The 14,225-nt window shown below is 61.3% G+C and carries 12 protein-coding genes; 7 read left to right on the top strand and 5 right to left on the bottom strand.

From position 1 onward, the window contains the following. Positions 1-32: 32 nt before the first annotated feature. The 3 genes from DBP26_RS13725 (at position 33) to cysB (ending at position 2,666) form a co-directional block, all read left to right on the top strand. The gene (locus DBP26_RS13725; protein ID WP_108238025.1) at positions 33-953 is read left to right on the top strand and encodes a 5'-nucleotidase; all 921 of its coding nucleotides are present in this window, start codon (positions 33-35) and stop codon (positions 951-953) included. Between the two features lie 96 nt (positions 954-1,049). Beyond that, the gene (locus tag DBP26_RS13720; RefSeq protein ID WP_108238026.1) at positions 1,050-1,541 is read left to right on the top strand and encodes a universal stress protein; all 492 of its coding nucleotides are present in this window, start codon (positions 1,050-1,052) and stop codon (positions 1,539-1,541) included. 150 nt (positions 1,542-1,691) lie between these two features. Beyond that, positions 1,692-2,666, top strand: a complete 975-nt coding sequence (gene cysB, locus DBP26_RS13715) for an HTH-type transcriptional regulator CysB (protein WP_108238027.1) — start codon at positions 1,692-1,694, stop codon at positions 2,664-2,666. 85 nt (positions 2,667-2,751) lie between these two features. Here cysB and DBP26_RS13710 read toward each other — a convergent pair whose 3' ends face one another. The 5 genes from DBP26_RS13710 to DBP26_RS13690 all read right to left on the bottom strand — a co-directional run bounded on the left by DBP26_RS13710 (position 2,752) and on the right by DBP26_RS13690 (position 8,235). Further along, positions 2,752-3,486 carry a phosphoadenylyl-sulfate reductase gene (locus DBP26_RS13710; RefSeq protein WP_108238028.1) on the bottom strand — a complete coding sequence of 245 codons (735 nt, stop codon included), beginning with the start codon at positions 3,484-3,486 and terminating at the stop codon, positions 2,752-2,754. Positions 3,487-3,604: 118 nt separating this feature from the next. Next, complete coding sequence (gene pabB / locus DBP26_RS13705; protein ID WP_108238150.1) at positions 3,605-4,948, bottom strand: aminodeoxychorismate synthase component I; 1,344 nt, start codon at positions 4,946-4,948, stop codon at positions 3,605-3,607. Between the two features lie 215 nt (positions 4,949-5,163). Then, the gene (locus tag DBP26_RS13700; RefSeq protein ID WP_177411057.1) at positions 5,164-6,132 is read right to left on the bottom strand and encodes an alpha-L-glutamate ligase-like protein; all 969 of its coding nucleotides are present in this window, start codon (positions 6,130-6,132) and stop codon (positions 5,164-5,166) included. Then, entirely contained in the window at positions 6,132-7,682 is a 1,551-nt protein-coding gene (locus DBP26_RS13695) for an inactive transglutaminase family protein (RefSeq protein WP_108238151.1), read from the bottom strand. Before DBP26_RS13695 ends, DBP26_RS13700 begins: the two co-directional genes overlap by 1 nt. 4 nt (positions 7,683-7,686) lie before the next feature. Next, entirely contained in the window at positions 7,687-8,235 is a 549-nt protein-coding gene (locus DBP26_RS13690; protein ID WP_108238030.1) for an ATP-dependent zinc protease, read from the bottom strand. 281 nt (positions 8,236-8,516) lie between these two features. Between DBP26_RS13690 and DBP26_RS13685 the strand changes: the two genes are divergently transcribed. From DBP26_RS13685 to acnD, 4 genes are all read left to right on the top strand, one after another. Beyond that, positions 8,517-9,224 (top strand): GntR family transcriptional regulator, encoded by a 708-nt coding sequence (locus DBP26_RS13685; protein ID WP_108238031.1) that lies wholly within the window; start codon positions 8,517-8,519, stop codon positions 9,222-9,224. Beyond that, positions 9,221-10,111 (top strand): methylisocitrate lyase, encoded by an 891-nt coding sequence (gene prpB, locus DBP26_RS13680; protein WP_108238032.1) that lies wholly within the window; start codon positions 9,221-9,223, stop codon positions 10,109-10,111. Before DBP26_RS13685 ends, prpB begins: the two co-directional genes overlap by 4 nt. A 159-nt stretch (positions 10,112-10,270) precedes the next feature. Next, a complete protein-coding gene (gene prpC / locus DBP26_RS13675) occupies positions 10,271-11,398 on the top strand; it encodes a 2-methylcitrate synthase (RefSeq protein WP_108238033.1) in 1,128 nt (375 codons plus the stop codon). A 162-nt stretch (positions 11,399-11,560) separates the two neighbouring features. Then, entirely contained in the window at positions 11,561-14,155 is a 2,595-nt protein-coding gene (gene acnD / locus DBP26_RS13670; RefSeq protein ID WP_108238034.1) for a Fe/S-dependent 2-methylisocitrate dehydratase AcnD, read from the top strand. The last annotated feature ends 70 nt before the right edge of the window (positions 14,156-14,225 follow it).

The following is a 14,225-nucleotide window of genomic DNA, read 5'->3' as shown; positions in this document are numbered from 1 at the left end:
CTGGCTTAGCGCGTACGAACGGGAGCCTACCGATGGCCAATGACCTGACTTTGAAAGCCGCCAGCAACAAATTGGTACTGGCCATATCGTCACGCGCACTGTTCGACCTGCGCGAAAGCCACGCCATTTACATGGCAGACGGCGTTGCCGCCTATCGCAAGTACCAGATCGATCACGAAGACGAGGTGCTTGAGCCGGGGGATGCGTTTTTGCTGGTGGAGAAGCTGTTGAGCCTCAACACCAGCCTGAGCCAGTCTCGGGTCGAAGTGGTGCTGGTGTCGCGCAACAGCGCCGACACGGGCCTGCGGGTGTTCAACTCGATTCAGCACTACGGGCTGGACATTTCCCGTGCGGCGTTCGTCGGTGGTCGCAGTCCTTTCCCCTATCTGGCGGCCTTCGGCAGCCATCTGTTCCTTTCCACTCACGCTGACGATGTGCGCAGTGCGCTGGACGCAGGCTTCGCCGCTGCGACCATTCTGTCCGGCGGTGCCCGGCGCGCGGCCAGCGCCGAACTGCGAATTGCGTTCGACGGCGACGCAGTGCTGTTTTCCGATGAGTCCGAACGTATCTACCAGTCGGGTGGCCTTGAGGCTTTTCAGGCAAGTGAACGCGAGGCCGCGCGCCTGCCGCTGCCGGGCGGCCCGTTCAAGCCGTTTCTCGCGGCCTTGAACCTCTTGCAGCGTGAGTTTTCCGAAGAGGCCTGCCCGATTCGTACCGCCCTGGTGACCGCGCGGTCGGCGCCGGCCCACGAGCGAGTCATCCGCACCCTGCGCGAATGGGACATTCGACTGGATGAGTCGTTGTTTTTGGGTGGGCTCGATAAGTCCGCCTTCCTGGAAGCCTTCGCCGCCGATGTATTTTTCGATGACCAGCCTGGCCATTGCGAAAAGGCCCGCGAAGTCGTCGCCACTGGCCATGTGCCCCATGGCATCAGCAATGAGCTAAAACAGTGAACCGTTAGACCGAAAAGCTGTATCCAAGCGGCTGAATCCTCTGCGCGCTGCTACGCTCATGAGGTCTGCGCCTGCCACGGGTCGCCTGGAGGTCACATGATTCGCTCGATGCTGTTTGCCACGGACCTAGGCCTTTACGCCCCTGTTGTCCTGCAGCATGCGCTGGCACTGGCCCGGACGTTCAATGCCGAATTGCACGTCATCCATGTGGTAGAGCCGATGGGGTTGTTCGCCGAATCGGTCCTGCAGAGCTATCTGGCCGAGGATGTGCTTCGGGAGTTGCAAAGTGAGGGGGTCAACACCGTCATCGAGGGCATCGAGGCTCGGGTGCTGGCGGGGTTTCGCGACGAATTGGGCGAAGACAACCAGGATCTCGCGCTGATTCGCAACGTCCGCGTGGTGCAGGGCGATCCGTCCAAAGTGATTCTGGAGCAGGCGCAACGATTGGCTGTCGATCTGCTGGTGCTGGGCAGCCACAGTCACGGGGGGGAGGGCGACACGCCCATCGGGCGAACGGCCGCCAGGGTTCTGCAGTTGTCCGAGGTACCGGTGTACATGGTGCCCATGCAGTATCGGTTCGGGCAGTGAGCGATCTTCAGAAAATGGCCGACGCGTTGAAAAGCAGCGTGCCATTACTGAATAAAAATGATAAAAAGTTCTAGCTTCGCCTTTCAGACCATTAATCCAGTTATATACCGTCGCGGACGCGCGAGCGTCTTCCGGCTTTGAGGGATACCTATGAAGCTTCAACAACTGCGCTACATCTGGGAAGTGGCGCACCACGACCTCAACGTTTCGGCGACGGCGCAGAGCCTCTACACCTCGCAGCCGGGCATCAGCAAGCAGATTCGCCTGCTGGAAGACGAGTTGGGCGTCGAGGTCTTCGCGCGCAGCGGTAAACACCTGACGCGCGTCACACCCGCGGGCGAGCGGATCATCACCACGGCCGGCGAGATCCTGCGCAAGGTCGAGAGCATCAAACAGATCGCTCAAGAGTTCTCCAACGAAAAGAAAGGCACCCTGTCGATTGCCACCACCCACACCCAGGCGCGTTATGCGTTGCCGCCGGTGATCAGCAATTTCATCAAGCAGTACCCGGACGTGGCATTGCACATGCACCAAGGCTCTCCGATGCAGATTGCCGAAATGGCTGCCGACGGTACGGTGGACTTCGCCATCGCCACCGAAGCGCTGGAGCTGTTCGGCGATCTGGTGATGATGCCGTGCTACACGTGGAACCGTTGCGTGGTAGTGCCTCAAGGGCATCCGCTGACCAAGGTGCCCAAACTGACCCTTGAGGTCCTCGCTGAATACCCGATCGTGACCTACGTATTCGGTTTTACCGGGCGCTCCAAGCTCGATGAGGCGTTCAGCCACAGGGGCCTGACGCCCAAAGTGGTGTTTACGGCGGCCGATGCCGACGTGATCAAGACCTATGTCCGCCTGGGGCTCGGGGTTGGGATCGTCGCGAAAATGGCGGTGGACCCGACGCTGGACAGTGACTTGGTGGTGCTCGACGCCAGTGATTTGTTCGAGGCCAGCGTGACCAAGATCGGCTTCCGCCGTGGGACCTTCCTGCGGGGCTTCATGTGCGATTTCATCGAGAAATTTGCGCCGCACCTGACCCGGGATGTCATGGCCAAGGCCATTCAGTGCCACAACAAGCAGGAATTGGAAGAGTTGTTCGAGGGCGTTGTGCTCCCCGAGCACTAAGAGCAGCCGCACTCGTCGAGCGACAAGCCAGCGCGGCCCTTTTCAGAGCCGCTTTTGCGGGTGCGCCTGTTCCTTGATAGGGCGTTCAGGCTTTGGTGATCAGGTTGCCTGCGTGCAACCCGCATTCTTTCTGGGTGGCTTCTTCCCACCACCAGCGACCCTCACGTTCATGCTGGTTCGGCAGGACCGGGCGGGTGCAGGGCTCGCAGCCGATGCTGATGAATCCGCGTTCGTGCAGGCTGTTGTAAGGCAGTTCCAGCATGCGAATGTAATTCCACACTTCGGCGCTGGTCATCTGCGCCAATGGGTTGAATTTGTAGAGTGTGCGCTCGGGGGCCGAGAACGCACCGTCCATTTCAACCACGGCCACGTTGTTGCGCGTGCCCGGGCTTTGATCGCGACGCTGGCCGGTGGCCCAAGCCTTGACGTCCGTCAGTTTACGGCGCAGGGGTTCGATCTTGCGCACCCCGCAGCATTCCCCGTGACCGTCCCGATAAAAACTGAACAGGCCCTTCTCCTTGACGAACGGTTCGAGCTTCTCGCGATCGGGAGAAACGATGTCGATGGCAATGTTGTACTGCTCGCGAACCTGATCGATGAAGCGGTAGGTCTCGGGGTGCAGACGCCCGGTGTCCAGGCTGAACACCTTGACGTTCTTGTTGATTTTCCACGCCATGTCAACCAGCACCACGTCTTCGGCGCCGCTGAAGGAGACCCACAGCTCGTCGCCAAAATGCTGGAAGGCGAATTTGAGAATGTCCTGGGCGGACTTGTCGGCATACGTCGCGGCGATGTCAGCGACGTCGAAGGGATGGCTCATCAGGCGGCTTCCTAATCAAGGGTGGCGCTTAGGCGCTCGTAATGGCACAGATGGTAACAAAAACCGCCGTCGGTTTGCCCGAAAGCTGCAGGCGAGCGGCGATTCCAAAGCGGGCTGGTCACAGCCCCTCGAGTGTTTCGAGCAGTACCCGAACCTTGGTCATGGACTCCTGGTACTCGGCGTTCCAATCCGAGTCGGCTACGATGCCGCCGCCACCCCAGCAGGCGATCTGGCCGTGTTGGGCGAGGAGGCTGCGAATCGCGATGGAGCTGTCCATTTCGCCGCGCACGTCCAGATACAGCAATGAGCCGCAATACAACGCACGGCGTGTGGGCTCCAGCTCGTCGATGATCTGCATGGAGCGAATCTTCGGAGCGCCGGTGATCGAGCCTCCGGGGAAACTGCTGCCGATCAGGTCGAGCGCATCCTTTCCGTTGGCCAGTTCGCCGGTCACTGCACTGACCAGATGATGAACATTGGGGTAGCTTTCCAGGCTGAACAGCTCGGGCACCCGCACTGAGCCGGTCCGGCAGGTGCGGCCCAAATCGTTGCGCAGCAGGTCGACGATCATCAGGTTCTCGGCGCGGTCCTTCGGGCTGGCGAGTAACGCCTCGGCATAGGCTCGGTCTTCGGTGGCATCCCGACCGCGGGGGCGCGTGCCTTTGATCGGTCGGGTTTCGACCTGGCGCTGGCTGACCTTGATGAAGCGCTCCGGGGACAGGCTCAGCACCGCATCGCCATCAGGCAGGGCGAGGAAGCCAGCGAAGGGTGTCGGGCAGGCCGCCCGCAGCGCCTGGTAGGCCGTCCATGGATCGCCGCTGTAACCGGCACGAAACCGCTGGGCGAAATTGACCTGATAGCAGTCTCCGGCCTGAATGTAGGCATGAATGCGCTCGATGGCCGCTCGATACTGCTCGGCACTCGTGTCCGCGGAAAACGGGCGGGTGAGCTGGAAGGACGTTTCACCCGACGGGGCGGGGGTGTCGAACAGCTCGATCAGCCGCTGGCGTGCTTGCAGACTCATCGAAGGATGGAACATCAACTGCGAAGTGCGTTGCTGATGGTCACTGATCAGCGCCCAATCGTACAGGCCGAGTTGCGCCGAGGGCAGGTGCAGGTCATCGATGGCCTGGGCGGGCAACGCCTCGAACAATCGACCAAAATCGTAGGCCAGGTAACCCAGCAGCCCGCCGGCGAATGGCAAGGTGAGGTGTTCGGGCAACGCTGCTTCTGGCAATTGAGCCAGGCCTGCGCGCAGGCGGTCCAGAAACGCTGCACCTGTTTCGTCCGTTTCGGGAACGAACACCTGCAGCGGCCAGGCACTGAGGATGTCGAACCGCCCCCGGTCCGCTTCCGGGCGGCCGCTGTCCAGCAGCACGGCGCCGGGCGCGTGGCGAACCGCAGAAAAATACCCGGTCGGGTTGGCGTGGTAGGGGATCGGGTGTACAGAGCAGATTGGCATGCGGAAGCGGTCAGTCATGGCGCGGACGGCGATTGTAGTCCTCTGCTGATCAGCCTCCTAGAGGTGTGTCGGAATTTGACGCCTGCGCGCCGCTGTATCGCGGGTCACAGTCCCCGGACAAGACCCCGGTCAGGCGTTGAAAGGGGTTGGGCACGGCCAGAGAACGCTTTGGCAAGTGATCGCGTGGCACCGGGCCCGACCGCTGAAAGTTTGCCTCAGACGTGCCCGAACAGCGCCTGGACGAACTGGACGCGCTCATCCGGGCTGTCGTGACGGCCTTCAGCGGCCAGCTCTTCAAGGCGCTGTTCGACTGCGCGGGTGCGGTGGGTCAGGCCGCAATCGTTGGCAATCTGAATATTCAGACCGGGGCGGGCATTGAGCTCGAGGATCAGCGGACCGCGATCCTGGTCGAGCACCATGTCCACGCCGATGTAGCCAAGGCCGCACAAGTCATAACATTCGGCGGCCAGCTTCATGAACCCATCCCAATTGGGGAGTTGCACGCCGTCCACGGCGTTGGTGGTGTCCGGGTGTTTGCTGATGATGTTGTTGAGCCAGGTGCCGCGCAAGGTTTGCCCGGTGGCCAAGTCGACCCCCACGCCAATCGCGCCCTGGTGCAGATTGGCCTTGCCGCCGGACTGGCGCGTGGGCAAGCGCAGCATCGCCATGACCGGGTAACCCATCAGCACGATGACCCGGATGTCCGGCACGCCCTCGTAACTGATGCTCTTGAAGATCGGATCGGGCGTTACCCGGTATTCGATCAATGCCCGATCGCGATGGCCGCCCAGCGAATACAGGCCGGTGAGGATGCTGGAAATCTGATGCTCGATTTCGTCATGGCTGATGATGCGCCCGGAGATCGTGCGAAAGCGCTCCTCGAAACGATCGGCAATGACCAGAATGCCATCGCCACCCGCGCCCTGTGCGGGTTTGACGACGAAGTCGTTGCGGGCGCCGATGATCTCGTCAAGCCGCTCGATTTCCTTCTCGGTCGAAATGATCCCGTACATCTCCGGCACATGAATGCCTGCTGCGATGGCCCGCTCCTTGGTGATGATCTTGTCATCGACGATGGGATACAGGCTTCGTTTGTTGTACTTGAGCACGTAATCGGCATTGCGCCGGTTGATGCCCATGATCCCCTTGGCCTCTAGGGCTTTCCAGGTCTTCCACCAGCCGATCATCGGGCGTTTTCCCGCTCAGCGTCTTCCTTGAGGAAAGCCTTGAAGCGCACCAGTTCGGTCAGGCGGTAGCCGCGGTAGCGTCCCATGGCCAGCATGAAACCCACCAGAATCAGCAGGATCGCCGGGAAGGTGAAAACGAAATAGATCAGTTCCGGCACGGTCATGATGATGTGTGCCAGCGAGGCGGCGAAGAGGGTGCCGATGGCGACCTTCATTGCGTGGCCGCCGCCGCGCTCTTCCCAGGTGATCGACAGGCGCTCGATGGTCATGGTGAGGATCACCATCGGGAACAGCGCCACCGACAGCCCGCGTTCAAGGCCCAATTTGTGGCTGAACAGGCTGATGGCGGCGATCAGCACCACGACGAAGGTCAGCACCACCGACAGTCGCGGCAGCATCTGCAGTTTCAGGTGCTCGAGATAGGAGCGCAGCGATAGCCCGAGCGCAGTGATGATGGTGAACAGGACGATGCCGAAACCCAGTTGGGTTTCGCGAAAGGCCAGGGCGATCAGCACCGGCGTGAAGGTACCCAGTGTCTGCAGGCCGACGAGGTTGCGCAGGATCAGGATGACCAGCACGCCGATCGGAATCATCACCATGATCATGAAGGTCTGCTGGGTCTGCAGCGGCAGGCCGTAAAGTGAGTATTCGAGGAAGTCGGCATCGGTGCTTTCGTCGGTCAGCTTGGCCAGGCGGATGGCGTTCATTTCGCTGTTGTTCAGGCTGAAACTGACGACCGCTTTCTTGCCCCCCTCGACCGTGATCAGATTGTCGTCGCCGATCCACCACACCAGGCGGTCTTCGGGGAGCCCGGCCTCGCCCGTTTCGGGGTTGAAATACAACCAGTCCTTGCCATTGAAGCTGCGCAGCCAGAGCTCGGGCGCCTGGGGCTGATCGGCGACCAGCCGAATGGTGTGCACCTTTTCCACCGGCACGTGGGCAATGGACAGCAGCAGTTCGGTGACGCGGGCCTTGTTCTGTACCGAAGGATCGCCCGCCAGAAGCAGCTTGACGTTGTCGTCACTCAGGTTGTTGACCCGCCGTATTGCCTCGCTGACGAAGGTTTCGACATCCGCGGAATGCTGGCGAATGGGGGCGAGCAGAGCGTCGGCAGCGATTTTCTCGGGGCCTTCCACGGCGATGCTATCGCGGAAGATCGGGCCTTTGACCTTGGCTTTTTCGGCGCTGTAGCGCTTGGTCAGCACCAGGCGGTAGTAGAGGGTCTGGTTGCCCGTGGCGCGGCGCGCTGACCAGGTCACCTTGCGGTTACCGTCGGCCCGGTTGACGTTCACGCCGTAATTATTGGAGATGAAACTTTCATTGAGGCTGATGTAATCCCGGGACAGCGGTGGGACGTACATCTGCACCTTGACCGAGTCCTTCGGATTGGCGACGAACTCGACCTTGGCGTCGATGTTCCACAAGTCGTCTGTTTCGTCTTCGGTCACCGGGATGCCCAGCACCAGTATCTGATAGGCCGTGATCGCGATGCCCAGGGTCACCAGGGTGGCGATCAGGATTTTCAGATGGAGGGTAAGAGAGCGCATGTCGTTACTCTGCGGTTTGAGCATCAGTGATGCAGGCAGGCTTGCCTGCAGCAAATTTAAGGCTGGGGTCGACCAGTGCGTCGAAGTGCTTGAGGGCCTCGGAGCCAATCAAAAGCGGGTATTGGAATGCACTTCGGTCGGTCAAGTTCACTTCGATGGTGCGAGAAACCTTGCCCATGCAGACATCGAGGCTGATCACGGGGCGCGAGGTGTATTTTTTCTCGTCGTCCGGATCCACGTCGCCGGCGCGGCGCTTGATCTTGCTGACCCGGGACAGAGGGCGTTCGATGGGGTGCTCATGGGCATCGTCGATCGCCAGATAGAACCGCACCCAGGATTCGCCGTCACGCTTGAACCGCTTGATGTCGCGGGCGCTGAGGGACGCGGTCTTCGCGCCGGTGTCGAGTTTGGCCGCCACCTGAAGATCGATCCCGGCCACGTCGGCGTACTCATTCAACCCGTAGACCGTCTTGCCCGCAGCCGCGGACGAATCGCTGAAAAACAGACCCGGCAAATACAGGCAGAGAAGGCAAAGAAGGGGGTGGCGGCTCATAGATCCTGGTGCGGTGAAAGTGAGTACAAAGAGCGACGACGGCGTCGGCTCGGCAGTCCGGTTCTGGCCACACTCGGGTAGACATGCTTGGCAGGCTGATGCGGTCGGCATTCTAGCATGAAGGTTTTCTGGCGCCAGCGAACGGCAACGCTGGTGTCACCGGCGAACCGTGGGTCAAGTCGAGCGGTAATAAGACGATTGTCGACAGTCCTAAAATTATCTTTGACGAAATGTGCCGATAGTGACTAGATTTGACGTACTGGAAACACAAGGTGTCGACAATGTTGGATAGCCCTGAACTCGCGCCCACGGCTTCGCTCGATTCGGAGACCTTGTCCGAAAACGTTTTTCGTCGCATTCAGGCGGCGATCGTCAAGGGCGACATCGCGCCGGGAAGCAAGATTTCCGAGCCTGAACTGGCACGTACCTATGGCATCAGTCGCGGGCCACTGCGCGAGGCCATCCACCGGCTGGAAGGCCAGCGCTTGTTGGTGCGCGTCCCGCATGTCGGGGCCAGGGTGGTTTCGCTGAGCCATGCCGAACTGGTGGAACTCTACGAAATTCGTGAATCGCTGGAAGGCATGGCCTGCCGTCTGGCCGCCGAACGCATGACGATCGAAGAGATCGAGGAGTTGCGCCATGTGCTGGACACCCATGAGCGCGATTGCGCCTTCCAGGCCGGCGTGGGCTATTACCAGCAGGAGGGCGATTTCGACTTCCATTACCGGATCATTCAGGGGGCACGCAACGGCACCTTGACGCAAATGCTGTGTGGCGAGCTCTACCAACTGGTGCGGATGTACCGCATCCAGTATTCCACCACGCCCAACCGGCCCCGCCAGGCGTTCGCCGAACACCATCGCATTCTGGACGCCATCGCAGACCGTGACGGCGAACTGGCAGAGCTGCTGATGCGTCGCCACATCGGCGCCTCGCGGCGCAACATCGAACAGCACTATCAAGGTGCTTCTGACCGAGGTGAACAATGACTTCAAGAAAGACTCCCGGCCAACGCTTCCGTGATGCCGTGGCCAGCGAGCATCCGCTGCAAGTGGTCGGCACGATCAATGCCAATCACGCCTTGCTGGCCCAGCGCGCCGGCTTCAAGGCCATCTACCTGTCGGGTGGCGGGGTCGCGGCGGGCTCCCTGGGGGTACCGGACCTTGGCATTACCGGCCTCGATGATGTATTGACCGACGTGCGCCGCATCACCGACGTCTGCGACTTGCCCTTGCTGGTGGATGTCGACACCGGCTTTGGCGCCTCCGCGTTCAACGTGGCGCGCACGGTGAAATCAATGATCAAGTTCGGCGCGGCCGCCATGCACATCGAGGATCAGGTGGGCGCCAAGCGTTGCGGTCATCGTCCGGGCAAGGAAATCGTCTCACAGCAGGAGATGGTCGATCGCATCAAGGCGGCCGTCGATGCACGCACCGATGAAAGCTTCGTGATCATGGCGCGTACCGACGCGCTGGCCGTCGAAGGGCTGGAGTCGGCACTGGATCGGGCCGCAGCCTGCATCGAGGCGGGCGCAGACATGGTCTTCCCCGAGGCCATCACCGAGTTGCAGATGTACAAGCTGTTCGCCTCGCGCGTAAAAGCACCGATTCTGGCCAACATCACCGAGTTCGGCGCAACGCCGCTGTTCACCACCGAGGAACTGGCCGCGGCCGAGGTGGCGCTGGTGCTGTACCCGCTGTCGGCATTCCGCGCCATGAACAAGGCGGCGGAAAACGTCTACACCGCGATTCGCCGTGACGGTACGCAAAAGAATGTGGTCGACACCATGCAGACCCGTATGGAGCTTTACGAGCGTATCGACTACCACGCTTTCGAACAGAAACTGGACGCGCTGTTCGCGCAGAAGAAGTCCTGAGAGCTTTCGACAGCTTGTTAGGAGCGCGCTTGCCTGCGATTGCGGTGTGTCAGCCACTGCGTTCACAGGCCGATCGCGTCGCGGGCAAGCGCGCTCCTGCAGCGACTTACGAGTCACGGAATTGCCGATTCCCTTAAAACGACAAGATTGGAGACAGCAATGGCTGAAGGAAAAATATTGAGCGGCGCGGGCCTGCGTGGCCAGGTTGCCGGGCAGACTGCCTTGTCCACCGTCGGCCAGGCCGGCGCCGGGCTGACCTATCGAGGTTATGACGTGCGCGAGCTGGCCGCTGACGCTCGCTTCGAGGAAGTCGCCTACCTGCTGCTGTACGGCGAGTTACCGACCCAGGCGCAATTGGACAGCTACCTTGAAAAGCTGAAGGGCCTGCGGGACCTGCCGCCTGCGTTGAAAGAGGTGTTGGAGCGCATTCCCGCCGAGGCCCATCCGATGGATGTGATGCGCACCGGTTGCTCGATGCTCGGTAATCTGGAGCCGGAAACGAGTTTCGACCAGCAGCGTGACGCAACCGACCGCCTGTTGGCCGCGTTCCCCGCCATCATGTGTTACTGGTACCGCTTCAGCCATGACGGCAAGCGCATCGATTGCATGACCGACGAACCTTCCTTAGGTGGGCACTTCCTCAAGCTGCTGCTGGACAAGGCTCCCAGTGACCTGCACCGCAAGGTCATGGACGTTTCGCTGATCCTTTACGCAGAGCACGAATTCAATGCGTCAACCTTTACCGCCAGGGTCTGCGCCTCGACGCTGTCGGACCTGTTTTCCTGTATCACCGCGGCCATCGGCAGTCTTCGCGGCCCGCTGCACGGCGGCGCCAACGAAGCGGCCATGGAGATGATCGAAAAATTCTCGTCCGCCGAAGAGGCGGTCAAAGGCACGCTGGCGATGCTGGAGCGCAAGGACAAGATCATGGGCTTCGGCCATGCGATCTACAAGGACAACGATCCACGCAACGAGGTGATCAAGGGCTGGTCGAAAAAGCTCGCCGATGAGGCAGGTGATACGGTGCTGTTCCCGGTTTCCGAAGCCATCGACAAGACCATGTGGGAACAGAAAAAACTGTTTCCCAACGCCGATTTCTACCACGCTTCGGCCTACCACTTCATGGGGATCCCCACCAAGCTGTTCACGCCAATCTTCGTCTGCTCGCGCCTGACGGGCTGGGCCTCCCACGTGTTCGAACAGCGCGCGAACAATCGCATCATCCGCCCGAGTGCCGAGTACATCGGCGTCGAGCAGCGCACGTTCGTGCCCATCGAGCAGCGCTAAATTTGGCTCAGGTCCCGAGCGGCAGGAGTACGCTTGCCGCGACCGCGGTGTGTCAGACGACATCGTCGTCGCAGGTACGACGCGGTCGCGAGCAATCGGGCTCCTACACCATGACAGGGATCAAGGCCTGCCCTTTGAACCAACCGTGACCGAGTTCTGACGATGAACACTGAATACCGCAAGCCATTGCCCGGCACTTCGCTGGATTATTTCGACGCCCGCGAGGCTGTCGAGGCCATCAAGCCTGGCGCCTACGCCACCTTGCCGTACACCTCGCGGGTGCTGGCGGAGAACCTGGTACGCCGCTGCGATCCGGCGGCCCTGCAGGCTTCGTTGAAACAGTTGATCGAGCGCAAACGCGACCTCGACTTTCCCTGGTTTCCCGCCCGGGTGGTGTGTCACGACATCCTTGGGCAGACCGCATTGGTGGATCTGGCGGGTTTGCGCGACGCCATCGCTGAGCGCGGCGGGGACCCGGCACAGGTCAACCCGGTGGTCCCGGTCCAATTGATCGTCGACCATTCACTGGCCGTCGAGTGCGGTGGGTACGATCCCGACGCCTTCGCGAAAAACCGTGCCATCGAGGACCGTCGCAACGAAGACCGTTTTCACTTCATCAACTGGACCAAACAGGCCTTCAAGAATGTCGAAGTGATCCCGCCGGGCAACGGCATCATGCACCAGATCAACCTGGAGCGAATGTCGCCGGTGATCCAGACCCTCGAGGGTGTGGCTTACCCCGACACCCTTGTGGGCACTGACAGCCACACGCCGCACGTCGATGCGCTGGGCGTGATCGCCATCGGCGTCGGCGGGCTGGAGGCAGAAAACGTCATGCTGGGGCGCGCGTCCTGGATGCGCCTGCCGGATATCGTCGGCGTCGAGCTATCGGGTCGGCCTCAGCCTGGCATCACCGCCACCGACGTGGTGCTCGCGCTCACGGAATATTTGCGTCAACAGAAAGTCGTCGGGGCCTACCTTGAGTTTTATGGCGAAGGGGCCCGTGCCCTGACGCTGGGGGATCGCGCCACCATTTCCAACATGGCCCCGGAATATGGCGCAACCGCCGCGATGTTCGCCATCGATCAGCAGACCATCGACTACTTGACCCTGACCGGGCGCGACGATCAGCAAGTGAAACTGGTCGAAACCTATGCCCGGCAGACCGGGCTGTGGGCGGACAGCTTGGCCGAGGCGCACTATGAGCGGGTGCTGCACTTCGATCTATCCAGCGTCGTGCGCAACATGGCCGGGCCGTCGAATCCTCACGCCCGGGTGGCCACGACCGATCTCGCTGCAAAAGGCATCGCCGGCGCCTGGGCACAAACCCCTGGGCAGATGCCGGACGGTGCCGTGATCATTGCGGCGATCACCAGTTGCACCAACACCAGCAACCCACGCAATGTCATTGCTGCGGGGCTGTTAGCACGCAACGCCAACGCGCTAGGGCTGACGCGCAAGCCGTGGGTCAAATCTTCCCTGGCTCCGGGTTCCAAGGCCGTTGCGCTGTACCTGGACGAAGCCGGATTGACCGGTGAGCTCGAGCAACTGGGCTTTGGTGTCGTGGCGTTCGCCTGCACCACCTGCAACGGCATGTCCGGTGCGCTGGAGCCTCGGATCCAGCAGGAAATCATCGACCGCGACCTGTACGCGACGGCCGTTCTGTCGGGCAATCGCAACTTCGATGGGCGCATCCACCCGTACGCCAAGCAAGCCTTTCTGGCCTCGCCGCCGCTGGTGGTGGCCTATGCCATTGCCGGGACCATCCGCTTCGACATCGAGAAGGATGTGCTGGGCATTGGGCCGGACGGGCATGAGATTCGCCTGAAAGACATCTGGCCAAGCGATGAAGAAATCGACGCCGTGGTCAAAGCGGCTGTTAAACCGGAGCAGTTCCGCCAGGTATACATCCCGATGTTCGCCGTTCATGAGGACACAGGTCCAAGGGTCGAACCGCTCTACGACTGGCGCCCCATGAGTACCTATATTCGTCGCCCTCCGTATTGGGAAGGTGCACTGGCAGGCGAGCGCACCCTCCGGGGCATGCGCCCGTTGGCGGTGCTGCCGGACAACATCACCACCGATCACCTGTCGCCGTCCAATGCAATCATGCTCGACAGTGCCGCAGGCGAATACCTGGCGAGGATGGGTGTGCCGGAAGAGGACTTCAACTCCTACGCCACTCACCGCGGCGATCACTTGACCGCTCAGCGCGCCACCTTCGCCAACCCCAAGCTGTTCAATGAAATGGTACGAGAGGACGGCAAGGTCAAGCAGGGTTCGCTGGCCCGCATCGAGCCGGAAGGCAAGGTGGTGCGCATGTGGGAGGCGATCGAAACCTACATGGACCGCAAACAGCCGCTGATCATTGTCGCAGGTGCCGACTACGGCCAGGGTTCCTCCCGTGACTGGGCGGCGAAAGGGGTGCGTCTGGCGGGCGTGGAGGCGATCGTTGCCGAAGGCTTCGAGCGAATCCACCGTACCAATCTGGTGGGCATGGGGGTATTGCCGCTGGAGTTTCAGCCCGGCACCAACCGTACGACACTGGGGATCGACGGCACCGAGCTGTTCGACGTCATCGGAGAAAGAACGCCCCGAGCGACGTTGACACTGGTTATCCAGCGAAACAACGGCGAGCGCATCGAGGTGCCGGTGACCTGTCGCCTCGACACGGGGGAGGAGGTCTCGATCTACGAAGCCGGTGGTGTGCTGCAGCGTTTCGCCCAGGACTTCCTCGAATCGGCCGCCGTGGCATGACGGCCTCTCACGCCAGGGGCACGGTCTGCACGTGGCCCTGGCGCTGAGGAGCGGTTCCGTACCTGTCTCA

The organism is Pseudomonas sp. RIT409 (assembly GCF_003052515.2).
In the GTDB taxonomy this organism is placed as follows: Bacteria; Pseudomonadota; Gammaproteobacteria; order Pseudomonadales; family Pseudomonadaceae; genus Aquipseudomonas.
This window is presented reverse-complemented; position numbering and strand designations above follow the sequence as displayed.